Genomic DNA, 22,811 nt, shown 5'->3' on the forward strand with positions numbered 1-22,811 from the left:
AGCCCCGACCGGCCATCACTTTTACCCCTTAATCACCCAGATCAATAGTGCTACCCAGCACGTCGCACTCTCCATATTATCCACATCATAAATCCCGTCTTCCGTGGAGTGCCCCCATGCCTGTCCAAGCCTTGTTCAAACCGTTCCAGCTCGGCGCATTGCAACTGTCGACCCGCGTCGTCATGGCGCCGATGACCCGCTCGTTCTCGCCGGGTGGCGTGCCCAACTCCAAAGTGATTGAGTACTACCGCCGCCGCGCCGCTGCCGGTGTGGGGCTGATCATCACCGAAGGCACCGTGGTCGGCCATCAGGCCTCCAACGGTTACCCCAATGTCCCGCACTTCTACGGTGAAGCCGCCCTGGCCGGCTGGAAAAAAGTGGTCGACGCGGTACACGCCGAGGGCGGCAAGATCGTCCCGCAACTGTGGCATGTAGGCAGCGTGCGCCGTATCGGCACTGAACCTGACGCCAACGTACCGGCCTACGGCCCGATGGAGAAACTCAAGGATGGCAACGTGGTCGTGCATGGCATGACCCAGCAAGACATCAAGGACGTGATCAACGCCTTCGCCCAAGCCGCCAGGGATGCGCAGCGCATCGGCATGGATGGTGTGGAGATCCACGGCGCCCACGGCTATCTGGTCGATCAGTTCTTCTGGGAAGGCAGCAACCAGCGTACCGACGAATACGGTGGCAGCCTGGCCAACCGCTCGCGCTTTGCCATCGAGCTGATCCAGGCTACCCGTGCTGCCGTCGGCCCGGAATTTCCGATCATCTTCCGCTTCTCCCAATGGAAGCAGCAGGACTACACCGCGCGTCTGGTGCAAACTCCCGAGGCGCTGGGCGAGTTTCTCAAGCCGTTGTCTGAAGCGGGCGTGGATATTTTCCACTGCTCCACTCGGCGTTTCTGGGAGCCGGAATTCGAAGGGTCCGACCTGAACCTGGCTGGCTGGACCCGCCAGCTCACCGGCAAGCCGACCATCACCGTGGGTAGCGTCGGCCTGGATGGTGAGTTCCTGCAGTTCATGGTCAATACCGACAAGGTCGCGCAACCGGCCAGTCTGGAAAAACTGCTGGAGCGTTTGAATAACGACGAGTTTGACCTGGTCGCCGTGGGCCGTGCCCTGTTGGTGGACCCGGATTGGGCGTTGAAGGTGCGCGAAGGTCGCGAGGGCGACATCCTGCCGTTCAGTCGTGAGGCGTTGATGACGCTGGTGTGAGTGGCTGGGCTCCCTGTGATTACACAGGGAGCTTTATGCCGTCGGGCAGTTAGTACTGCGGCCCCTTGTACAGTTCTTTTGTGTGATCGGTTCTGTTCGGGCCTTTATGCCCCGGTTGGCCGTAGGCAGGAAGTTCTGCCCGAGATTTATCCATCCATTGTTGCTGGCGCGCCCATTCGGCGTTTGGCATGTTGACGCCATTACGTACACCCATTCCGTAAGCTGACATGTACCGTACCTCCATTATTGAAAGCCCTGCTCAGATAGCAGGTATCAATAATTGGTGTGCAGCATTAAGCAGTTCCTGATTTAAATATCAGGAAAGACATATTGATTCATCGCACATAAGGCTGTGTAGGAAGCGCGAGACTTTCATCACATGCACCGCGTAACTGATGCTCAAACTGCTCGATAATCGCCGGCCAGCCCTGGCGGCTCGCATGCTGGCGTGCATTCAGACGCATGCGGCGCAGGCTTTCAGCGTCCTCCAGCAGCCAATTGGCGGCCTCGCAAAACGCGTTCTCGTCTCCGGGCATCGCCAGCACGCCGTTGTAGCCGTGGCGGATATGCTGGCTTGCAGCGGCCTGGTCATAAGCCACCACCCCCAATCCTGATGCCATGGCTTCCAACACCACATTGCCGAAGGTTTCGGTGAGGCTGGGGAAGAGGAACACATCGCCCGATGCGTAATGCCGCGCCAGTTCCTCTCCGCGCAAGGTGCCGCAGAAAATCGCCTCCGGCAATTCCTTCTCCAGCGTCGCCCGCTGCGGGCCATCACCCACGATGATGAGTTTCATCTGGCGCAGTGGATAGGTGTCCTGCAAGGTCTCGAAGCAGCGCTTGAGCAACCCCAGGTTTTTCTCCTGCGCCAGTCTGCCCACGTAGAGCACGGCGGTTTGCTCACTGTTCAATGCCCAACTTTCCCGCAGCGCATTGTCGCGTTTGGCGGGATGGAACAGTTGGCTGTCCACTCCGCGCGACAACATCCCCAGACGTTCGAAATGCCGGCGCTCCAGCTCCAGGCGCTGGCTGGCGCTGGGCACCAGGGTCAGGGTCGAGCGGTTATGAAACCAGCGCAGATAGTGCGTGACCACCCGGCTCAGCATGCTCAAGCCGTACTGGTTCGAGTACTGCTGGAAGTTGGTGTGAAAGCCGCTGACCACACTGATCCCCAGGCGACGCGCGGCACGCAGGGCAGACAAGCCCAGGGGCCCTTCCGTGGCGATGTAGAGCACGTCCGGACGCTGACGGGTCCAGCGCCGCAGCAACTTGTGCATCGACGACTGCCCCCACTGCAGGCCTGGATATCCCGGCAGCGGCCAGCCACGGCATAGCAATAACGCGTCGTCGCTGGGGCGGCTCTGGTCGACGCCCTGGCGCGGTCGTACCAGTTCGACTTGATGGCCACGCGCCCGCAAACCCTCGCACAGGCGACCAAGGGTATTGGCCACCCCGTTGATCTCTGGCGGGAAGGTTTCGGTGATGAGGGTGATGTGAAGCGAAGCTGTCGTCATGACCCACAGTGTCTCCGTGGGGCATGTCGTCATTGTGTCATCGAGATGATGGATTTATGACAGGGTCACTTTTTGCTGCGCCGCCATCGCCTCGGCCCCTTGTTCGCGTACCCAGAACAGCGTCGCCCCGGCTACTGCCGCCGGCATCATCAGCAGGTTGACCACCGGCACCAGCAACACCAGGTAAACAATCCCGCCGAAGCTCATGCTCTGCCAGCGTTTCTGGCGCAGCCAGGCGAGCATTTCGTTCCAGCCCAGCTTGTGGTTGTCGGCCGGGTAGTCGATGTACTGGATCGCCATCATCCACACGCCAAACAGCAACCACAGCGGTGCGGCGACCAGATTGACCACCGGGATGAAAGACAGGATAAACAGGCCGATGGCCCGTGGCAGGAAGTAGCCCAGCTTGCGCATCTCCCGGGCGAGGGTGCGCGGTACCATCGCGATCAGCTCGCCCCAACTGAAGGCTGGGAAGTCATCGGTGCCGCGCACCACCACTTCAACCTTCTCCGAGAGAAAGCCGTTGAAGGGGGCGGCGATGATGTTGGCGAGCATGGTGAAGGTGAAAAACACCATCAACATCACCAGCACCACGAACAATGGCCAGAGCAGGTAGTTCAGGAAACCCAGCCAGCTCGGCAGCGTCGGCATCAGGTGGTCGACCCACAGGCTGAACTGATGACCGGCAAAATAGATCAAGCCGACGAACAGCACCAGGTTGATCGCCAGTGGCAGCAGCACAAACAGACGCAGGCCTGGGCTCAACACCAGTTTGAGGCCTTCGCGCAGGTATTGCGGGCCGGAAAGAGCAGGGGCGGGCATGGGGAACTCCGAGCAAAAGGGCGAACGCGCCGACCTTACCGGCTTTACATCGCAGGCGAAAGCCGCGACATCAGCCGTAACAAACCTGTCGATCAGTCGGGCCAACTACATAGTGACCGACTATGAGCTGGATTGTTATTCCGTATTTCCTTAATCTTGCCCCCCTCGATACGCTGCACCCATTATTTTCAGGGCCTGCGAGTTCAAGCCTTCCCCAAGTGCTTCGTGGTCCCTTTTTTATTCCAGCCGCCTTGTAGTCCGGGCGGTCGATAGGAGTGAGTCATGTCTGATACCCGTCATTCGCGAGTGATTATTCTCGGTTCCGGCCCTGCCGGTTACAGCGCCGCCGTCTACGCTGCCCGGGCCAACCTCAAGCCGCTGCTGATCACCGGCATGCAGGCGGGCGGTCAATTGACCACCACCACCGAAGTCGACAACTGGCCGGGCGACGTCCACGGCCTGACTGGCCCGGTGCTGATGGAGCGCATGAAAGAACACGCCGAACGCTTTGAAACCGAGATCGTGTTTGATCACATCAACCAGGTCGACTTCTCCAAGAAGCCTTACAGCCTGACCGGCGACAGCGGCGTATACACCTGTGACGCACTGATCATCGCTACTGGCGCCAGCGCTCGCTACCTGGGCCTGCCGTCGGAAGAAGCGTTCATGGGCAAGGGCGTTTCCGCCTGCGCGACCTGTGACGGTTTCTTCTACCGCAACAAACCGGTCGCCGTGGTCGGTGGCGGCAACACCGCCGTGGAAGAGGCGCTGTACCTGGCCAACATCGCCAGCACCGTGACCCTGGTCCACCGCCGCGAGACCTTCCGCGCCGAGAAGATCCTGATCGACAAGCTGCATGCCCGTGTCGCCGAAGGCAAGATCATCCTCAAGCTCAACGCCACTCTGGACGAAGTCCTGGGCGACAACATGGGCGTGACCGGTGCCCGCCTGAAGAACAACGATGGCAGCTTCGACGAGCTGAAAGTCGACGGCGTGTTCATCGCCATCGGCCACACCCCGAACACCTCGCTGTTCGAAGGTGTGCTGGAAGCCAAAGACGGCTACCTGGTGGTGCAGGGCGGCCGTGAAGGCAATGCCACCGCGACCAACATTGAAGGTATCTTCGCCGCCGGTGACGTGGCCGACCACGTCTACCGCCAGGCCATCACCTCCGCCGGCGCCGGTTGCATGGCGGCACTGGATGCCGAGCGTTACCTCGACGGCCTGCAGAACGCTTCGTTCTAACCAACGCCGCACAACAAATGTGGGAGGGGGCAAGCCCCTCCCACATTTTGTTTCAGGTCTGGCTCAGGATTTTCGAGTCAGAGGTTGGGCGGTGAACTTCACACCGGCCAAGCCGTTTGCGATCAATGCACGGATATTGCCGTGATCACTCCCCTCAGGCGTCGCCACCACCGAACGGTAATGCTCACCAAACGCCAGCAGCGCTTCCTGCTCGCTCAGCCCTTCCAGCACTGCCAGGCCCAGCGTCTTGCACGACCCTTCGTTCTGCCCGGCGGCATTCTCTACCGCGCCATTGGTGAACGCCTGTGGCTGGTACTCGTAACCGGCAGCGACAAACGCCAGGGTATCGGCAAAAACGTGTTCGCCGCTGTTGAGGCTGGCGCGCAGGGTATTCAAATCATTCATGGGGTTTTCCTTTGGCGAACGCCGCCTGTTGATCGGCGCTGGCTTCTTTCTGGTATTGGGTTTTCCACTCGGCGTACGGCATGCCGTACACCACTTCACGGGCGGCATCCAGGCTCAGCTCGATCTGGCGCGTGTCGGCCTCGGCCTTGTACCACTTCGACAAGCAATTGCGGCAGAAACCGGCGAGGTTCATCAGGTCGATGTTCTGCACATCCTTGCGGCTGTCCAGATGTGCCACCAGCCGGCGGAAGGCGGCGGCTTCGAGTTCGAGGCGTTGTTGGTCGTTCATAAGGTTCACGCAAATCTCAGGGGTTAACGGCTGGCCGCCAGGGTAATCGAAACCGACTCGGCAAAACGCAACGCATGGGGCTTGTCCACTTCCACTTCGGCGTACAGCACCGACTCATTGCTCATCACCAGGTCCAGCAACTCCTGGGTCAGGCGCTCCAGCAGGGCAAAACGATTGCCTTCGACATGGGCGATGATCGCCTTGGTGATGGTGCGGTAGTTCAGCGCGTGGTCGATGTCGTTGTCGCGCACGGCTTCCTGGGCGGCGTACAGGATGGTCAGGTTGATCAGCACATCCTGCTTGTTGAGGATTTCGTCCTCGTTGATGCCGATGAAGGTGCGCAGGCACAGGTCCTTGACCCGGATGCGCGCCATGCCTGGTTGAAGTTGTGGCATTGCTACTTGCTCCGTCCGATCAGTTGCAGGAACTCCATGCGCGTGGTGTTCGACTCGCGGAACGCGCCGAGCATCACCGAGGTGTTCATGGTTGAATTCTGTTTTTCCACACCGCGCATCATCATGCACATGTGCTTGGCTTCGATGACCACGGCCACGCCGGCGGCCTGGGTCACTTCCTGGATGGCGTCGGCGATTTGCCGTGTGAGGTTTTCCTGGATCTGCAGGCGGCGGGCGAACATGTCGACGATGCGCGCCAGCTTCGACAGGCCCAGCACCTTGCCGGTCGGGATATAGGCGACGTGGGCCTTGCCGATAAAGGGCAGCAGGTGGTGCTCGCACAGCGAGTACAACTCGATGTCCTTGAGGATCACCATCTCGTCATTGTCAGAGGCAAACAGCGCGCCGTTGACGATTTCTTCCAGGTTCTGCTCGTAGCCATGACACAGGTATTGCATGGCCTTGGCGGCACGCTTGGGGGTATCGAGCAGGCCTTCGCGCTCGGGGTCTTCGCCCAAGCCCTTGAGGATCTCGCGGTAATGGTGGGGCAGGGATAAGGTCATACAACATCCTCAAAAGCGGCTTACTTGATATGCCGCCCGCCGTTGACGGTCAGGGTGGTACCGGTGACATAAGGGTTATCCAGCAGGTAACGCACGCTCTGGTAGATCACCTCGGGCCCGGGCTCGATGCCCAGTGCGGACTTGGCCAGTACCTTGGCGCGGTAGGCGTCGTCGTCGCCGTCGTTGAACATCACCATCGCCGGGGCGATGCCGTTGACCTTGATCAACGGCGCCAATTGCGCGGCAAACGACAACGTCAGGCTGTCGAGCCCGGCCTTGGTGGCGCAATAGGCGATGTGCTGGCGGCTGCCCTTGCGCACCACGTCGTCGCTGATGTGCACGATGTCGGCCGGTGTCGAGCGTTGCAGCAAGGGTGAACAATGCAGGTTGATCAGGTACGGCGCAAGCATGTGCACGCTGAACATGTCGGTAAACGCGCGACTTTCGTCGTCGGGGGATTCCGCTATCCAGGCCGAGGCGTTATGGATAATCGCACGCAGGCTCTGGGTATGGGTGTTCAGCTCAGCGATAAACGCCAGGATACCGGCCTCGCTGGAGAAGTCGGCAAACACTGCGATCGCCCCACGCTCGCGCAAGGCCTGCACGCCGGGCCGTTCGCTGCGGTAGCTGAAAATCACCGGGTGGCCGTCGTCCAGCAAACGCTGGGCGCAATGCAGGCCGACACGCTGGCCGGCGCCGGTGATCAGGATCGGGGCGTTCGTTGCAGTCATGGGAGGCTCGAGTCGCTGGCAGGTTGAAACTATACCAGCGACCGAGCACCCCTGTATTCACGCCGCGGCTTCGGTAGCCTTGCGCGGTGTAGGGGCAGGATGCAGCCAGTTTGCCAACAGGTGGGTCGACAGTGGGATGAACCAGTAGACCATCAGTGGCGTCAGCGCCATGGTACTGACCAGCACGCGCGGTGCCAGGTCCAGTTCGCTCAGCAGTGGGTTCAGGACAAAGTTGAACAGCAGCGACACCGGGAAAAACGCCAGCCAGATCGCCACAGCCTGCTTCCAGCGAGGTGGGCGCGCGCCCACGGCGCCGAACCAGCCATCGATGCCACGTACGCGATGCTCCGACGGGTCGGCAAACAAGTCGCTGCCACGGCTCAGCCACGCACTGCGCGACGCGGAAAACTCCCAGGCATGCAGGGTCTTCTCATCGGCAAAGCGGAAAATGATCTGGAATTCATCATCGTTGGGCGGCGGTGCCAGGACGCCTGAGCCCAGGTAGCCGGGAAAGTCCGTGGCCAATTGCTCGCCTTCGCGCAGCCAGGCCATCAGTTCTTCATAGCGACCCTTGGCCACGCGACGCGCAACCATCAGGGTGACGGGAGAGGTAGACATTGTGTATCTCCAAATAGTGGGCGCTCGTGACCGGGTAGGTACGACACCAGGTGCAGCTGCGGGGTGATGCGGCTGCGCCTTGAAAAAGCAGGCAAGGATTATTCCTGTTTTGCTGAAATACGCCAGACACTTCTGTCGGTTCGCCCCGTGGCTTGAATCGTTCAACCGAATAAGCGTTAAATAGGATCCAAATCGACACGGATGTTCTTGACCTCTGATGCCCGAAACTATTGCTCCGCAGCGCGAAACGACCCTTGACCGCGTCGCTGTTTCCGATGATCTATTGCCGATTCGAGAAGTCGCTCGGCTGACGGGCGTCAACCCGGTCACCCTGCGTGCCTGGGAAAGACGCTATGGCCTCATCCAACCGGTCCGCACCGAAAGTGGGCACCGGTTGTATTCGCGCACCGATATCGACACCGTGCACCGTATTCTCGACTGGATCGAACGTGGCGTCGCCGTGAGCAAAGTGGGCAGGCTGCTTGCGCGCGATGAGCGCATCGGCGAACCCGGCCTGGCTGGCGGGGACAGCGTGGAGCGGGCCCAATGGCACGGGCAACTGCGCAGTGCAATCAGCGCGTTCGATGATCGCCAGTTGGATCGGCTGTACGGGCAGATATTTTCCGCCTACCCGCTCGCCGTGGCGTTCCAGGATATTCTCATGCCGCTCTGGCAGGAACTGTTGCGTCATCAAGGCCGCTTCGGCGAGGCCAGCGAATGGCTGTTCTTCGATAACTTCCTGCGTTCGCGTACGGCGCAACGTCTGCAGGTGATAGCCGCTTCGCCGCTGCCACGGGTGCTGCTGGCGGCCATAGCCGGAGAATGTCGCGAGCTGGAATTGTTGGTCGCAGGCCTGCTGCTGACGGGGGAGAAATTCGCCGTGAAGCTACTGGGAGTAGGCCAGCCACTCGATGAGTTGACCCTGGTCTGTGAAAAGACCCAACCGCAAGCGCTGGTGCTGTTTTCCAACCGCGCCCCCGGCAGCGAACTGCCACTGCGGCTCAAACGCCTGGCGCTGACCCTGGATTGCCCGCTGCTGCTGGCCGGTGACGCCGCGGACTTCGCCCAGGAAAGCCTGCAAGGCTCGTCAATCGGCTGCCTGGGCAACGAAGCACGGTTGATGCAGCGCCGCTTGCTGCAATTCCTGAGCGGTAGCCTGGATACCTGATGTTTCAGGCGTGCACTTCGGGATGGACCAGGCGGTGCTGGTGCAGGATGAACTGGCGCAGGCGCTCGGTTTCATCGACGTCGTCCTGGCTGAGCCGGTAAGCGAACAGGCCGCGTGCGGTTTCCCGTTCGAACGTTCCGCGCAGCGCAATGCGCTCATAGCCGGAAGGGCTGAACCACAGCGAAAAGGTTTTCGGTGGCTTGAGCCGGCCACGGATCTCCACCAGCACCCCTTTGAACGACACTTCATGCACCCACAACGCGCCCGTGCCGCCCTTGATATTCTCCAGGGCCACCGGCGTTTCGAGCGCCAGGCGCCACGGCCGGATCATCGGCCCATCCTCGAAAATACTCGGCACGCCCAGGCGCAGGTGCACGGCATGAAACTCATCTTCCACCAGGTGCAGCGGGAAGGTGAGTTGCTGATTGTCGAACTGTGCCTGGATGGTGACGTGATCGTGGGCCGCCAGGCGCGTGAGAAGATCGCGAATCTGCGCACCGCCGTTGACTGTCAGGCTCGATGACGCATCCCGCAGGTTCAATTGCGGGTTGTGCTGCATAGTCTGGATAAAATCCAGCTCGTCCTGGGTCAGGAGTGCATCGCGTTGCATGGGCTTGCTCAACGAATGTGGGAAGGCATTAAAACGCCATTATCCTCTTAATGACCGTTATTTCTAATCTTTGTTAGATCCACTGGTCGCCTTGAGTGCCGCCAGTTCGGCCTTGAGTTCGGCCACTTGCGCCTCCAGTTGAGCCACGCGCTGCTGGGCTTTGACCTGGACGCTCACATCTTTTTGCACGCCGACGCAATAAGTCTGTTTATCCGCCGGGTTGTAGACCGTCGACAGCGACAGCTCATTCCAGAAATGCGTGCCGTTCTTGCGGTAGTTGCGCAGGACTTCACGGCAGTGGGTGCCCGCGGCGAGGGCTTCGCGAATGGCGATCAGGGCGGGTTGGTCGCGGTCACCGGATTGCAGGAAGCGGCAATCCTGGTAGAGGATTTCGTCGCGGGTGTAGCCGGTCAGGCGCTCGAAGGCGGGATTGACGTAGATCAGTGGCAAGTCCTTGCCTTCCCGTTCAGCGATGACGATACCGTCATTCGAGGCGTCGATGACCATTTGCATCAAGTGAGCATTAATCATGCGGGGGATCCATCCATTTGGGTGCTGCAAGTCTAAGGCACCGCGCTCCATTTTCCACCCGGTATGGCGATTTTTGTAGCGGCGTTCAAGCTGTTAATATCCCACGCTTTCGCTCAACTACAGGATCAGATTGATGAAAGTCGCCATCCTTTCCGGCTCGGTCTACGGCACCGCTGAAGAAGTCGCTCGTCACGCTGCCGATATCCTCAACGCGGCCGGTTTCGAGGCCTGGCACAACCCACGCGCCAGCCTGGCCGACGTGCAGGCGTTTGCGCCGGACGCATTTCTGGCGGTGACGTCCACCACCGGCATGGGCGAATTGCCCGACAATCTCCAACCCCTGTACTCGACGATTCGCGACCAACTGCCCGCCGCCTGGCGCGGGCTGCCCGGCGCGGTGATCGGCCTGGGCGACGCCAGCTATGGCGACACCTTCTGCGGCGGTGGCGAGCAGATGCGCGAGCTGTTTGGCGAACTGGGCGTGCGTGAAGTGCTGCCGATGCTGCGCCTGGATGCCAGCGAAAGTGTGACCCCGGAAGCCGACGCCGAGCCGTGGCTGGCTGAACTGGTCACTGCACTGCGCGCTTGACCGGAAACTCACGCAGCAACGCCAGCCAGGCCTGGGCGGCTTTCGACAGGTAGGCGCCCTCACGCCAGATAAAGGCAATGTCCCAGCGCAGGTAGTCGGGCGCCTTGAGCGTCAGGCGCACCACCCCGGGTCGCACCAGCCCACGGGCGACCACGCTGGGCAGCAGCACCACACCCTGGCCGGCGGCGACCAATGCGGCGAGGAAGTCCGCCTGGCCGCTGCGACCGATTTCCTTCGGCGTAAAACCCAACTGTTCACACGCCTGCAGCAGGCGGTCGTTGAGCACGAAGCTGCGCTGGTACATCAGGAACGGCGTGTCGGCGAGTTCCTCCAGGCGTACCTGGGCGTTTTCCGCCAGGGGATGATCAATCGGCAACAGCGCGTCCAGGGGCTCATCGCAGAACGCTTGCCAGGCAAACGCCGGGTCGCTGGGTCTGAGGCTGCCCCCCACTTCCAGTTCACCGCTCAGGATGGCTTGCTCGATATTGCGACTGCCGCCCTCCAGCAATTGGATGGTCACGTTCGGGTAACGCCGGCGGTATTCGGCGAACAGTCCGGCAAACAACGTATCCCCGGCCAACAACGGCAGGCCCAGGCGCAGTTCGCCTCGGGTCAACTGGTGCATATCGTCCAGCTCGCTGAGCAACTCGTTTTGCAGGCGCAGCATGGCTTCGGCGCGTTGCAGGACGACTCGGCCGGCGGCGGTCAGGCGGATCTGCGAGCCGATTCGGTCGAGCAGTGGCGTGCCCAGGCTCTGCTCCAATTGCGCAACCTGTTTGCTGACGGCGGACTGGCTGATATGCAGGGTTTTGCCGGCCTGGGTAAAGCCACCCCGGTGAACCACTTCGACGAAGCTGCGCAGCTGTTTGAATTCCATGTGCGAAATTCCAGTTTGGAATAACTGGCAGTCTAACAATTCGCTGTGGGGATGGGGCATGCCTCTTTAAAATGAAGGCCTGCGAGGACCCAAAGCCCATGAAACGTTTCACCCGTCTGTTGATTGAACTGGTCGTGCTACTGGCCATTTACCTGTTCGGCTGCCAACTGGCGATGTGGTTGGCCTGGCCGATTCCCGGCGGTGTGGTGGGCCTGGGCCTGTTGTTGATGGCCTTCGCCAGCGGCCTGGTCAAACCGGCGGCCCTGCAATTGGGTGCCGGCGTGCTGATGGCCGAGATGCTGCTGTTCTTCATTCCGGCGCTGATGAGCCTGCTCGACTACGGCGGCCTGCTGCGCAATGAGGGATGGCGCATCCTGCTGGTCATCGGCTTGAGCACGTTGGCCGTGATGCTGGTGACCGCATTCACGGTGGAACTGGTGTGCCGCTGGAGGCTGCGCCATGAAGCTTGAACTGATGCCGGTGTTCTGGCTCGCCTTGACCTTGGGCACCTATATTTTCAGTCGCTGGATCTACCGTCGCACCGGGCGTTACCTGTTGTCGCCGCTGATCCTGGTGCCCGTGCTGTTGCTGGCGGTGGCCGTACCGATGAACACGGCCTACGCCGAATACTCTGCCGACACCCACTGGCTGATGCTGGTACTCGGCCCCGTCACCGTGGCGTTCGCCGTGCCGATCTGGCAGCAGCGGCGGTTGCTGGCGCGTTACTGGTCGGCATTGTTGCTGGGGATGGTGGCCGGCAGCGTGGCGTCCATCGCCACCTCATTCGGCCTGGCCAAAGCGTTGGCCCTGGACAGCTCGGTGACGATGTCCCTGGTGCCACGCTCCATCACCACGCCGTTCGCCATGCCGGTGTCCTCTGACCTGGGTGGCGTGCCGGAATTGACGGCGGTGTTCGTAATGTTCACCGGCGTATTCGGTGCGATGCTCGGCGGCGTGCTGCTCAAGTGGTTGCCCCTGCGTACGCCGCTGGCGCGCGGTGCGCTGTTTGGCGTGGGCGCCCACGGTGCGGGCGTGAGCCGGGCCCATGAAGTGGGCGGCGAAGAGGGCTCGGTGGCAGGCCTGGTGATGGTCCTGACCGGCCTGCTCAACCTGTTTGCCGCGCCTTTATTGGCGGCACTTCTCTGACGTCGGTTGCGCGGATTTAAACTATTCTCAAAGCTGACCCGTACGGTCATCAAGCTGGCTGCCAAGGCAACTACGGCGGCCAGGGCGTCTGACTAGACTGGCCCATCACTCAAAAAATAATAAGAAAGTGCGCCAAGGAGGTCGTTGCCGTGAGCCTAGCCCCCGTTCCATCGCCACAGAATGTCAAAGATCAGGTCAGCGCCGCCGAGTGGCAGACCCGCGTCGACCTGGCAGCCTGCTACCGCCTGGTGGCGATGCACGGCTGGGATGACCTGATCTTCACCCATATTTCGGCCAAGGTGCCGGGCACCGACGACTTCCTGATCAACCCCTACGGGCTGATGTTTCACGAGATCACCGCGTCGAGCCTGGTCAAGGTCGACCAGGCCGGCAACAAGCTGATGGACAGCCCCTACGAGATCAACCCGGCGGGCTACACCATCCACAGCGCCATCCATGAAGTGCGCCACGACGTGACGTGCGTCCTGCACACCCACACTGCCGCCGGTGTGGCGGTGGCTGCGCAGAAGCAGGGTGTCTTGCCGATCAGCCAGCAATCGATCTTCGTGCTGTCGAGCCTGGCTTATCACGCCTACGAAGGGGTGGCGCTGAACCACGAAGAGAAGGCCCGGTTGCAGGCCGATCTTGGCCAAAATAGTTTCCTGATGCTGCACAACCACGGTCTGCTGACCTGCGGCAGCACCATCGCCGATACGTTTCTGATGATGTTTACCTTCCAGCGCGCCTGCGATATCCAGGTGTTGGCGCAAAGTGGCGGCGCGCAATTGATCCCCATCGGGCCACAGATCCTCGCCGGTGCCAAGGCGATGGTGGCAGCTGTCACAAAGAGTGCTCAAGGTATGGGGGGCGCGCTGGCGTGGCCGGCGTTGCTGCGTAAATTGGACAGCCTCGATCCCGGGTATAAAACCTGATGCCTCTTGCCGAGATCCCGCTGAGTGTCTGGCGCAAACGCAGCCAGACGTTCGACTTCAACGGCCGCACTATCCGCTACTGGGTGGCGGGGCAGGGTGAGCCGTTGCTGTTGATCCATGGCTTTCCCACTGCCAGTTGGGACTGGCATTACCTGTGGCAGCCCCTGGCCCAACGCAACCTGGTGATCGCCTGCGACATGCTCGGTTTCGGCGATTCGGCCAAACCCCTCGACCACGGTTATTGCCTGCTGGAACAGGCGGATCTGCAACAGGCGTTGCTCGAGCACCTGCGCGTGGACCAGCCGGTGCACGTGCTCGCCCACGACTACGGCGACAGCGTCGCGCAGGAACTGCTGGCCCGGCACTACGAAGGTCGCTTTCACATGGCCAGCTGTGTGTTTCTCAACGGCGGGTTGTTCCCGGAAACCCACCGTCCGGCGCTGGTGCAAAAGCTGCTGCTCAGCCCACTGGGCTGGATGATCGGTCGTGCCTTTGGGCGCAATGCCCTGGCGGACAGTTTCAACCAGATCTTCGGGCCCGACACTCGCCCCAGCGAGAGTGCCCTGGATGATTTCTGGAGCCTGATCGACTCTCATGAAGGCACGCGCATCCTGCACAAACTCATTGCCTACATCCCCCAGCGACGGCGTCTGCGCGATCGCTGGGTCGATGCGATGCAACAGGCTGAAGTGCCGCTGCGGGTGATCGATGGCGAAATCGACCCGATCTCTGGCGCCCACATGGTGGCGCGTTACCGCGAGCTGGTGCCCCACGCCGACACAGTGCTGCTGGCCAATATCGGCCATTACCCGCAGATCGAGGCGCCGGTGCAGGTGCTCAGGCATTACCTGGCGTTTCGTGAGCGGATCGGGCGACCGACTTCGCGAATCGCCTATTCCTGAGCTGACGACTATCCCTGCGCCTTATCGAGCACCATTCAGCCCTGGCCGGCTTTATTGTGACCTGCGTCCCCGTGCCTGACACTCGACCCATTCCCATCGTCGCCATTGGAGTTCGGTATGAGTGAGTCAGTGCAGTTCCAGGATAAGGTCGTGATCGTCACCGGCGCCGGCGGCGGATTGGGCCGGGCCCATGCGCTGCTGTTCGCCAGGCACGGTGCCAAAGTACTGGTCAACGATCTCGGCGGTTCCACCCAAGGTGAGGGCGCCAATGCGTCGGCGGCCGATCGGGTGGTGGCCGAGATTCGCGAAGCGGGCGGTATCGCCGAGGCCAACCACGACTCTGTCACCGACGGTGACAAGATCGTGCAGAACGCCCTCGATGCGTTCGGGCGTATCGATGTGGTGGTCAACAACGCCGGGATCCTGCGCGACAAGACGTTCCACAAAATGGAGGACAGCGACTGGGACCTGGTTTATCGGGTGCATGTCGAAGGCGCCTACAAAGTCACCCGCGCTGCCTGGCCCCATCTGCGTGAGCAAGGGTATGGCCGGGTGATCTTCACCGCGTCCACCTCGGGTATCTACGGCAACTTCGGCCAGTCCAACTACGGCATGGCCAAGCTCGGCCTGTATGGGCTGACCCGCACCCTGGCGCTGGAAGGGCGCAAGAACAACATCCTGGTCAATGCCATCGCCCCCACCGGCGGCACCCGCATGACCGAAGGCCTGATCCCGCCGCAAGTGTTCGAGCGCCTCAAGCCGGAGCTGGTCAGCCCGCTGGTGGTGTACCTGGGCAGCGAGGCATGCCAGGAAACCTCGGGGTTGTTTGAAGTGGGCGGCGGTTGGATCGGCAAGACCCGCTGGGAACGCAGCCTGGGCGTTGGCTTTGATCCGGAGGCGGGGTTTTCGCCCGAAGACGTGGCTGCGCACTGGCAGCAGATCTGTGACTTCGAAGGCGCCGTTCACCCCAAGGACAACATCGAGGCGTTGAAGGAAATGATGGCCAACTTGCAGAAATACAGCCTGTGATCGTTGCTTGAAAAAGCTTTAATCCTGCGGGGCGCTGATGGCGCCCCATTTTATTCAGGGCAAAAAAAAGCCGCTGCAAACGCAGCGGCTGAAGTCAGACGTTGGATCAAGGAGCGACAAATCAACGTCAGTGAACACCGGTAACAGATTGAAAGCAGGCCTCAATCCATTTGAATCTGGCTTTTCTTCCGGTCGGGGAAGCGGGCCGTCTGCCCTGAAAGCCCGGTAAGAATAGTCGTTTGTAACAGGATGAGTAATGCCGGTTCGTGACAAGGACTGTTACCAAAACAGCAATAGTTGGGCTGCGCGTCATCCATTCTCCTGATAACCCCTTATCCACCCGCTGCATGCCCGCGCCCAAACCCCGGCCAGAGCGCCTTGTCATCCTTTCGAGCGACAACACGAATCCCTCCTTGGTGCGCTTATCGCTCCTGAGACGCGGCAGTAGGGTGGGGCCTTCTGTCACTCACCGGGGAAGACGCATGACAAGAACAACAATGCGCGCCATCTTCAGGCCACAGGCGCTGGCCGCTGCGGTTGCGTTGGGGTGCTGTGCCCAGGCACAGGCTGTTTCGTTCAACATTGGCGAGATCGAAGGGCAATTCGATTCTTCGCTGTCGGTGGGCGCGAGCTGGGGCATGCGCGACGCCGACAAGAAGCTGGTGGGCACCGTCAACGGCGGTACTGGCCAGGCGTCTACCGGCGATGACGGACGCCTGAACTTCAAGAAGGGCGAGACCTTCTCCAAGATCTTCAAGGGTATTCACGACCTGGAGCTCAAGTACGGTGACAGCGGCGTCTTCGTGCGCGGCAAGTACTGGTACGACTTCGAGTTGCAGGACGAAGACCGCGAGTTCAAGCAGATCAGCAATCACCATCGTGACGAGGGCGCGCGTTCTTCGGGCTATGAATTGCTCGATGCCTTCGTTTATCACAACTACTCCATCGGCGATCAACCGGGCAACGTGCGCCTCGGCAAGCAAGTGGTCAGCTGGGGTGAGAGCACCTTTATCGGTAACTCTATCAACAGCATCAACCCCATCGACGTTTCGGCTTTCCGTCGCCCTGGTGCAGAGATCAAGGAAGGGCTGATCCCGGTGAACATACTGTTCGCCTCCCAAAGCCTGACCAACCAACTGACAGTGGAAGGCTTCTACCAGCTCAACTGGGAAAACACCGTGCTGGATAACTGCGGCACCTTCTTTGGTGGGGATGTGGCGGCCCATGGCTGTAATGACAACTACACGGTGGGCAACCCGGCGATTGCGCCATTGCAGCCCGTCGCCGCCGCGTTCGGGCAAGGCTTTCAAGTGACCCGTGAAGGGGTGATCGTGCAGCGTGCACAGGATCGTGACGCCCGTGACAGTGGCCAATTCGGTACGGCGTTGCGTTGGTTGGGGGATGACACCGAATACGGCCTGTACTTCATGAACTACCACAGCCGCACACCGACGGTGGGCACCATCACCAACAATACGAGCCTGGCCCGGCTCGGTGCGATCGCCGGTGCAGCCAATGGCATCGCGCCCGGCTCCGGCGCAGGCCTGGTCCAGAGCCTGATGCTCGGTCGTGGCCAGTACTACCTGGACTACCCGGAAGATATCCGCCTGTTCGGTGCGAGCTTCTCCACCACCTTGCCCACCGGCACGGCGTGGACCGGCGAGATCAGCTATCGCCCCAATGCCCCGGTGCAACTCAACACCACCGACCTGACCCTGGCCCTGATCAACCCGGTCGCCGGGCAACTGGCCTCGCCGATCCGCAGCAACTTCGGTGACGACAACAAAGGCTACCGGCGCAAGGAAATCACCCAGATCCAAAGCACCATGACCCAGTTCTTCGACCAGGTGCTGGGCGCCGAACGCCTGACGCTGGTAGGCGAAGCGGCCTACGTGCACGTTGGTGGGCTGGAAGATAAATCCAAGCTGCGTTATGGCCGCGACTCGGTGTACGGCGCCTATGGCTTCCAGGGTGACACCGACGGTTTTGTCACGGCCAACTCCTGGGGTTACCGCGCCCGGGCGATCCTTGACTACAACAACGCCATTGCCGGGGTGAACCTCAAGCCCAACCTGTCCTGGTCCCATGACGTGGCGGGCTACGGCCCCAACGGCTTGTTCAACAAAGGCGCCAAGGCCATCAGCGTCGGCGTGGATGCGGATTACCGCAGCACCTACACCGCCAGCCTCAGCTACACCGACTTCTTCGGCGGCGACTACAACACCCTCACCGACCGCGACTTCATCGCCCTCAGCTTCGGCGCGAACTTCTGATCTGGCTTAAGGAAGGACAAGACTCTATGCGTAAGATAATTGCGGTAATGGCCCTCAGCCTGTTGGCGGCCCACGTCATGGCGGCGGTGTCGCCGGAAGAGGCGGCCAAGCTCGGCACCACCCTGACCCCGGTGGGCGCCGAAAAAGCCGGCAATGCCGATGGCTCGATCCCGGCCTGGACCGGCGGCATCCCGAAAAACGCCGGCGCAGTGGACAGCAAGGGCTTCCTGGCCGATCCGTTCGCCAGTGAAAAACCGTTGTTCGTGATCACCGCAGCCACCGTCGACAAATACAAGGACAAGCTTTCCGACGGCCAGGTGGCGATGTTCAAGCGCTACCCCGAGACCTACAAGATCCCGGTGTACCCGACTCACCGCACGGTCAACCTGCCGCCGGAGATCTACGAGTCGATCAAGCGCAGCGCGTTGAACGTCAAGCCGATCAACGACGGCAATGGCCTCGAAGGGTTCACCGGCAACCGCTACTACGCGTTCCCGATTCCGAAGAACGGCGTGGAGGTGTTGTGGAACCACATCACCCGTTACCACGGCGGCAACCTGCGCCGCATCATCACCCAGGCCACCCCGCAGACCAACGGCAGCTACACGCCGATCCGCTTCGAGGAAGAGGTGGCGGTGCCGCAACTGATCCCCGACATGGACCCGGCGAAGGCGGCCAACGTACTGACCTTCTTCAAGCAGTCGGTGACGGCGCCGGCGCGCCTGGCGGGCAACGTACTGCTGGTGCATGAAACCCTCGACCAGGTGAAGGAGCCACGCCTGGCGTGGATCTACAATGCCGGCCAGCGTCGCGTGCGCCGGGCGCCGCAAGTGGCGTACGACGGGCCGGGCACCGCCTCCGACGGCCTGCGCACCTCGGACAACTTCGACATGTTCTCCGGCGCGCCGGACCGCTACGACTGGAAGCTGGTGGGCAAGAAGGAGATGTACATCCCCTACAACAGCTACAAGCTGGACCAGCCGACGCTCAAGTACGACGACATCATCAAGGCCGGCCACATCAACCAGGACCTGACCCGTTATGAGCTGCACCGCGTGTGGGAAGTGGTCGGCACGGTCAAGCCGAGTGAGCGGCACATCTACGCCAAGCGCCACATGTACATCGACGAAGACAGCTGGCAGGTGGCGCTGGTGGATCACTACGACGGCCGTGGCCAACTGTGGCGGGTCGCCGAAGGCCATGCGCAGTTCTACTACGACCACCAGACCCCGGCCTACACCGTGGAAACCCTGTACGACATCATCGCCGGGCGCTACATCGCGCTGGGCATGAAGAACGAGGAGAAGAGCAGCTTCGTGTTCGGGTTCAATGCCAAGGCGGCGGATTACACCCCGGCTGCGCTGAGGGCCGAAGGCGTTCGCTGATCCCGATGTGAAATCAAAATGTGGGAGGGGGAAAGCCTCTCCCACATTGGGTTTTATGCATGGCTGGAAATCACCCCGCTGAATACTTCTTCAACAACCACCAACCACAGGACTAGGGTAGGCGTCACGTTGCATAACAATAAGAACGCAGGATGCAGCAATGACCGCCATGACACGCTGCCTGGACCGTCCTGGATTCATGCCTCGGCTGTCCGCCCACCATCTGTTGCGCCCACGCCTGGCCGAGCCTTTGCTCGCCGCGCCGGTCAGGGTCAAGTTGCTGTGCGCCCCCGGCGGCAGTGGCAAGAGTGCGTTGCTGGCCGAATGCGCGTTACAGGCGCCCGCGGAATGCCAGGTGTACTGGTTGCCGCTCAATGGCGTCGCCCTGAGCCCCCTCGACCTTTGCCGGCGCCTGGCGCAAAACCTCGGCTTGGCGTTCACTGACGAAGCCACGCTGCTGTCGGATCTTGGCCGCTGGCCAACATCGGCATGGGTGTTCCTCGATGATTTCTGCCGCTTGCCCACCCCAGAAACCGATGCCTTGCTCGACCGCCTGCTCACGGCAAGCAGCCCCTCGTTGACCTGGTGGCTGGGGGCGCGGCGCCGTCCAGCCTGCAACTGGCCGCGCCTGCTGCTCGACGATGAGTTGCTGGAGGGCGGCACTGAGTTGGCGTTCACCCTTGAAGAAATTCAGCAACTGCTCCCGCTGGGGCAGTCACCGGACAGCGTGTTTCAGTTCAGCGCCGGCTGGTGTGCCGGCGTGCGCATTGCGTTGCTGGGGGACGGCCATCCGCAGAAAACCTTGCTCGATTATTTGCAGCACGAACTGTTCAGCACTTTGCCGCCCGAGCTGACGGAAGCCTGGCGCGTGCTGGCACACATGCCACGCTTTAATCCGGGATTGTGCGAGCACTTGTTCGGCTTTGGCGACGGTGACCACTACCTGCGCGAGCTGCAGGCCCTCGGCGCCTTTATCCAGCCTTGGGAAGATACCGAGTGGTTGCAGGTTTTCCCGCCGCTTGCCCGGCTGATACGCGATGACCCCTGGCCGGCCAAGCGTTCCTGGCATCGGCGTGCCTGCCAGTGGTTCACCGCCGAACAGGACTGGCAGGCCGCGTTCGAGCACGCGCTGCTGGCCGAAGAATACGAGGTGGCGGTCAGCCTGCTACAGCACTTCAGTTTCGAAGACCTGTTCCGCCAGCAGAACGCCGTATTGATGCTGCGCTTGCATGAAGAGCATGGTGAAGAGTTGATGCTCGGCTCGGCGCAACTGGTGGGGCTGGTGACGGCGGCGTTGCTGTTCGCCGGGCGCTTCGACCAGGCCGCGCAATGCATCGACCAGTTGGCACGGTTTGCGCCGCAACCGACGGCGGTGCAACAACGCTACCTGCTGGCGCGCTGGCAGGCGCAGTGGGGTTGGCTGCTGCACTTGGGCGGCGATGCCGAGCGCTCCCGCGAACATTTCCTCGAAGCGCTGCAAGCCTTGCCCGACAGCGCCTGGACGTCGCGGCTGATGTGCCTGTCGGGCCTCACCCAGCAAGCGTTGCTGCGCGGCGAACTGGACGTGGCCCAGGCGCTGAGCCGCGAAGCGTTATGCCTGGCCCGCGCCCATGGATCGTTGCTGCTCGAGGCCTTGCTTGAGCTGGATCACGCGCAGTTGCTGGAGCAGCGCGGCGCCCCGTATCGCGCGCAGAGCCTGCTGGAGAATGTGCAGGCGATGTTGCTCAAGCAACGCCTGAAAGCCGGGCCGCTGGTGGGGCGTATCGCCCTGCGACGCGGGCACCTGGCGCTGCGTCAGGGCCAGGACAGCCTGGCTGCCGAGTGCTTCGAGAGCGGCATGAAGATGTGCCTGCACAGCCAGGACAAGCGCGTGCTCTACGGGTTTCTCGGCCTGGCCCTGCTGGCCGCCAACCGTGGTGACTACGCCGGGGCCTTTGTGCAACTGCGCGAGGCCGAACGCTTGATGCAACAGCGCCAGGTCCCCGACACGGTGTACCGCGCGGTGCTGCTGTTGGTCAGCGGGCATTTCTGGTTGCAGCAGGGGCGCGCCGAGTTGACGGTGGAAGCGGTGCGTCGTGTGCTTCGCCACTTTCGTGGTCCCCAGGCCAAACAGGCGCCGCCGGCCACCTTGGAACTGATCCCGCGCCTGGAATACTTGCTGGTGCTGGCGGAAGTGAAGCTGGGCTGCGCCGAGCAACCGGTGGCGCGTATGACGGCTTTGCTGGAGGCGGCCCATCAACGCGGCATGCTCTGCCTGGAAACCGAATTGCACCTGGTACTGGGTGAGGTCGCCTGGCAAGTCGGCGACCCAGGTCAGGCGCGCCGCTCGCTGCAAACCGGGCTTGAGCTGGCGGCGCGCTGCCAGGTGCAGCAGGCGATTCGCGAACTGCGGTTGCGCTCGCCGGGGTTGCTCAGTGAGTTGGGCATGGAGCCCCAGGCCGCCGTGTCGGGCACGGCGGAGAATCCCCTGAGCCAACGCGAGCTGGAAGTGCTGCAGTTGATCGCCCTGGGCAACTCCAACCTGGAAATCGCCGACCGCCTGTTTATCTCCCTGCACACCGTCAAGACCCATGCGCGGCGCATCCACAGCAAGCTGGGGGTGGAGCGGCGTACGCAAGCGGTGGCCAAGGCCAAGACCCTGGGGTTGATGACCTAGGCGCTGAAGGCCTGGCGATATTCGCCGGGGGTGGCACCCATGGCCTGGCGGAAGCGATGGGTGAAGTGGCTGGCGCTGGAGAAACCGCAGATCAACGCGACTTCACTCAAGGGCAGGGCGCCGCTGCGCAGCAGCGCCTGGGCGCGGGTCAGGCGGCGCGCCAGCAGGTACTGATGGGGCGGCAGGCCGAAGCTCTGGCGGAACATCCGCGCGAAATGGTATTCCGAGAGTGCGCACAGGCCGGCCAGTTGGCCCAGGCTGATCGGGTCTTCCAGGTGCTGGTCGATGTACTCCACCAACAGCCGCCGCTGGTACGCCGCCAGCCCGCCTTTAAGGCGCAGCCCGTCGCGTGCGCCCACTTGGCTGAGCAGCGTGTGGCTGAGCATTTCATGGGCCAGGCTGCTGGTCAGCAGGCGCTCGGCGGGTTCTTGCCAGTTCAGCGCAATCAGCTGGTGAAAGCGTCGCGCCTGGCCGGCATCTTCCAGAAAGGTGCTTTCGCGCAATTGCAGGGCGCGCGGTTCGCGGTCGAGCAGGGTAACGCAACCGAGAGCGAATTGCTCCGGGCTGAAATACACGTGGGCCAGGCGGATCTCGCCGTTGATCACCCAGGCTGACTGGTGTTCGGCGGGCAGGATGCACAGTTTGTCGGGGCCGCCCTTGGTGCCGGGTTGGTCGCGCCGAAACGTGCCGGTGCCGCCGCCGATGTAGCAGGATAACGTGTGATGGCTGGGGGCCTGGTAGTCCTGCGAGTCGTGATGGTTGCTCCACAGCGCCGCAGACAAGCCGTCACCGAGCTCGGCGCAGGCTTCGAGGCGTGCGTTGGGCGAACGGTTAAGCGCTTGGAAGACTTGCAGGGATTCCAGATCTGGCATGGTTCGTACTCTCCGACGCCTTGCATCCTACTCCGCAGG

25 protein-coding genes are annotated in these 22,811 nt (G+C 61.8%); 12 read left to right on the top strand and 13 right to left on the bottom strand.

Annotated elements, in window-relative coordinates; genetic code table 11:
• The first annotated feature begins 116 nt into the window (after positions 1–116).
• Positions 117–1,220: an NADH:flavin oxidoreductase gene (locus BM110_RS16640; protein ID WP_093513852.1), complete on the top strand. Its 1,104-nt coding sequence runs from the start codon at positions 117–119 to the stop codon at positions 1,218–1,220.
• A gap of 49 nt (positions 1,221–1,269) precedes the next feature.
• On the opposite strand, the gene BM110_RS16645 is transcribed toward BM110_RS16640, so the two are convergent.
• The 3 genes from BM110_RS16645 to cysZ all read right to left on the bottom strand — a co-directional run bounded on the left by BM110_RS16645 (position 1,270) and on the right by cysZ (position 3,556).
• On the bottom strand, positions 1,270–1,449 hold the full coding sequence (locus BM110_RS16645; RefSeq protein WP_093513853.1) for a hypothetical protein: 180 nt from the start codon (positions 1,447–1,449) through the stop codon (positions 1,270–1,272).
• 106 nt (positions 1,450–1,555) lie between these two features.
• On the bottom strand, positions 1,556–2,734 hold the full coding sequence (locus BM110_RS16650) for a glycosyltransferase family 4 protein (RefSeq protein WP_093513854.1): 1,179 nt from the start codon (positions 2,732–2,734) through the stop codon (positions 1,556–1,558).
• 54 nt (positions 2,735–2,788) lie between these two features.
• On the bottom strand, positions 2,789–3,556 hold the full coding sequence (gene cysZ / locus BM110_RS16655; RefSeq protein WP_093513855.1) for a sulfate transporter CysZ: 768 nt from the start codon (positions 3,554–3,556) through the stop codon (positions 2,789–2,791).
• A 282-nt stretch (positions 3,557–3,838) separates the two neighbouring features.
• On the opposite strand from cysZ, the gene trxB reads away from it, so the two are divergent.
• Entirely contained in the window at positions 3,839–4,801 is a 963-nt protein-coding gene (trxB, locus tag BM110_RS16665; RefSeq protein ID WP_016976180.1) for a thioredoxin-disulfide reductase, read from the top strand.
• 63 nt (positions 4,802–4,864) lie between these two features.
• Here the strand turns inward: trxB and BM110_RS16670 are convergent, their stop codons facing one another.
• The 6 genes from BM110_RS16670 to BM110_RS16695 are packed head-to-tail and all read right to left on the bottom strand — an operon-like array spanning position 4,865 to position 7,802.
• Positions 4,865–5,206, bottom strand: coding sequence for a HopJ type III effector protein (locus BM110_RS16670; RefSeq protein ID WP_071489183.1), 342 nt, complete (start codon positions 5,204–5,206; stop codon positions 4,865–4,867).
• The gene (locus BM110_RS16675; RefSeq protein WP_092249369.1) at positions 5,199–5,495 is read right to left on the bottom strand and encodes a DUF1244 domain-containing protein; all 297 of its coding nucleotides are present in this window, start codon (positions 5,493–5,495) and stop codon (positions 5,199–5,201) included. The genes BM110_RS16670 and BM110_RS16675 overlap by 8 nt, the downstream gene beginning before the upstream one ends.
• A 23-nt stretch (positions 5,496–5,518) precedes the next feature.
• Positions 5,519–5,890 carry a dihydroneopterin triphosphate 2'-epimerase gene (gene folX / locus BM110_RS16680; protein WP_003194073.1) on the bottom strand — a complete coding sequence of 124 codons (372 nt, stop codon included), beginning with the start codon at positions 5,888–5,890 and terminating at the stop codon, positions 5,519–5,521.
• Positions 5,891–5,892: 2 nt separating this feature from the next.
• Positions 5,893–6,453: a GTP cyclohydrolase I FolE gene (folE, locus tag BM110_RS16685; RefSeq protein ID WP_024077360.1), complete on the bottom strand. Its 561-nt coding sequence runs from the start codon at positions 6,451–6,453 to the stop codon at positions 5,893–5,895.
• A gap of 20 nt (positions 6,454–6,473) precedes the next feature.
• Complete coding sequence (gene folM, locus BM110_RS16690; RefSeq protein ID WP_093513856.1) at positions 6,474–7,184, bottom strand: dihydromonapterin reductase; 711 nt, start codon at positions 7,182–7,184, stop codon at positions 6,474–6,476.
• A 57-nt stretch (positions 7,185–7,241) separates the two neighbouring features.
• A complete protein-coding gene (locus BM110_RS16695) occupies positions 7,242–7,802 on the bottom strand; it encodes an antibiotic biosynthesis monooxygenase (RefSeq protein WP_092249363.1) in 561 nt (186 codons plus the stop codon).
• Positions 7,803–8,019: 217 nt separating this feature from the next.
• Here BM110_RS16695 and BM110_RS16700 point away from each other — a divergent pair, with 217 nt between their 5' ends.
• Positions 8,020–8,970 carry a MerR family transcriptional regulator gene (locus BM110_RS16700; RefSeq protein WP_071489187.1) on the top strand — a complete coding sequence of 317 codons (951 nt, stop codon included), beginning with the start codon at positions 8,020–8,022 and terminating at the stop codon, positions 8,968–8,970.
• A gap of 4 nt (positions 8,971–8,974) precedes the next feature.
• Here the strand turns inward: BM110_RS16700 and BM110_RS16705 are convergent, their stop codons facing one another.
• Together BM110_RS16705 and BM110_RS16710 are read right to left on the bottom strand one after the other, a co-directional pair.
• Positions 8,975–9,580, bottom strand: a complete 606-nt coding sequence (locus BM110_RS16705) for a hypothetical protein (protein ID WP_071489188.1) — start codon at positions 9,578–9,580, stop codon at positions 8,975–8,977.
• Between the two features lie 63 nt (positions 9,581–9,643).
• Entirely contained in the window at positions 9,644–10,111 is a 468-nt protein-coding gene (locus BM110_RS16710) for a PAS domain-containing protein (protein ID WP_071489189.1), read from the bottom strand.
• 133 nt (positions 10,112–10,244) lie between these two features.
• Here BM110_RS16710 and BM110_RS16715 point away from each other — a divergent pair, with 133 nt between their 5' ends.
• The gene (locus tag BM110_RS16715; RefSeq protein WP_092249360.1) at positions 10,245–10,700 is read left to right on the top strand and encodes a flavodoxin; all 456 of its coding nucleotides are present in this window, start codon (positions 10,245–10,247) and stop codon (positions 10,698–10,700) included.
• Here BM110_RS16715 and BM110_RS16720 read toward each other — a convergent pair.
• Positions 10,681–11,577, bottom strand: a complete 897-nt coding sequence (locus tag BM110_RS16720; RefSeq protein WP_071489191.1) for a LysR family transcriptional regulator — start codon at positions 11,575–11,577, stop codon at positions 10,681–10,683. The genes BM110_RS16715 and BM110_RS16720 overlap by 20 nt on opposite strands.
• Before the next feature lie 98 nt (positions 11,578–11,675).
• Here BM110_RS16720 and BM110_RS16725 point away from each other — a divergent pair, with 98 nt between their 5' ends.
• From BM110_RS16725 to BM110_RS16760, 8 genes are all read left to right on the top strand, one after another.
• The gene (locus BM110_RS16725) at positions 11,676–12,047 is read left to right on the top strand and encodes a CidA/LrgA family protein (RefSeq protein ID WP_071489192.1); all 372 of its coding nucleotides are present in this window, start codon (positions 11,676–11,678) and stop codon (positions 12,045–12,047) included.
• Positions 12,037–12,723, top strand: a complete 687-nt coding sequence (locus BM110_RS16730) for an LrgB family protein (RefSeq protein WP_071489193.1) — start codon at positions 12,037–12,039, stop codon at positions 12,721–12,723. The genes BM110_RS16725 and BM110_RS16730 overlap by 11 nt, the downstream gene beginning before the upstream one ends.
• Before the next feature lie 149 nt (positions 12,724–12,872).
• Entirely contained in the window at positions 12,873–13,655 is a 783-nt protein-coding gene (locus BM110_RS16735; protein WP_093513857.1) for a class II aldolase/adducin family protein, read from the top strand.
• Complete coding sequence (locus BM110_RS16740) at positions 13,655–14,557, top strand: alpha/beta fold hydrolase (RefSeq protein WP_093513858.1); 903 nt, start codon at positions 13,655–13,657, stop codon at positions 14,555–14,557. The genes BM110_RS16735 and BM110_RS16740 overlap by 1 nt, the downstream gene beginning before the upstream one ends.
• 117 nt (positions 14,558–14,674) lie before the next feature.
• Positions 14,675–15,586 carry an SDR family oxidoreductase gene (locus tag BM110_RS16745; protein WP_071489196.1) on the top strand — a complete coding sequence of 304 codons (912 nt, stop codon included), beginning with the start codon at positions 14,675–14,677 and terminating at the stop codon, positions 15,584–15,586.
• 482 nt (positions 15,587–16,068) lie between these two features.
• Positions 16,069–17,859, top strand: a complete 1,791-nt coding sequence (locus BM110_RS16750) for a DUF1302 domain-containing protein (protein ID WP_093513859.1) — start codon at positions 16,069–16,071, stop codon at positions 17,857–17,859.
• A 26-nt stretch (positions 17,860–17,885) separates the two neighbouring features.
• Positions 17,886–19,244, top strand: a complete 1,359-nt coding sequence (locus BM110_RS16755) for a DUF1329 domain-containing protein (protein WP_071489197.1) — start codon at positions 17,886–17,888, stop codon at positions 19,242–19,244.
• A gap of 160 nt (positions 19,245–19,404) precedes the next feature.
• On the top strand, positions 19,405–21,900 hold the full coding sequence (locus BM110_RS16760) for a LuxR C-terminal-related transcriptional regulator (protein ID WP_093513860.1): 2,496 nt from the start codon (positions 19,405–19,407) through the stop codon (positions 21,898–21,900).
• Here the strand turns inward: BM110_RS16760 and BM110_RS16765 are convergent.
• Positions 21,897–22,772: a helix-turn-helix domain-containing protein gene (locus BM110_RS16765; protein ID WP_093128292.1), complete on the bottom strand. Its 876-nt coding sequence runs from the start codon at positions 22,770–22,772 to the stop codon at positions 21,897–21,899. The two genes, BM110_RS16760 and BM110_RS16765, sit on opposite strands and share 4 nt — an antisense overlap.
• Between the last annotated feature and the right edge of the window lie 39 nt (positions 22,773–22,811).

This window comes from Pseudomonas sp. NFPP28, from assembly GCF_900115535.1.
Lineage (GTDB): Bacteria > Pseudomonadota > Gammaproteobacteria > Pseudomonadales > Pseudomonadaceae > Aquipseudomonas > Aquipseudomonas extremorientalis.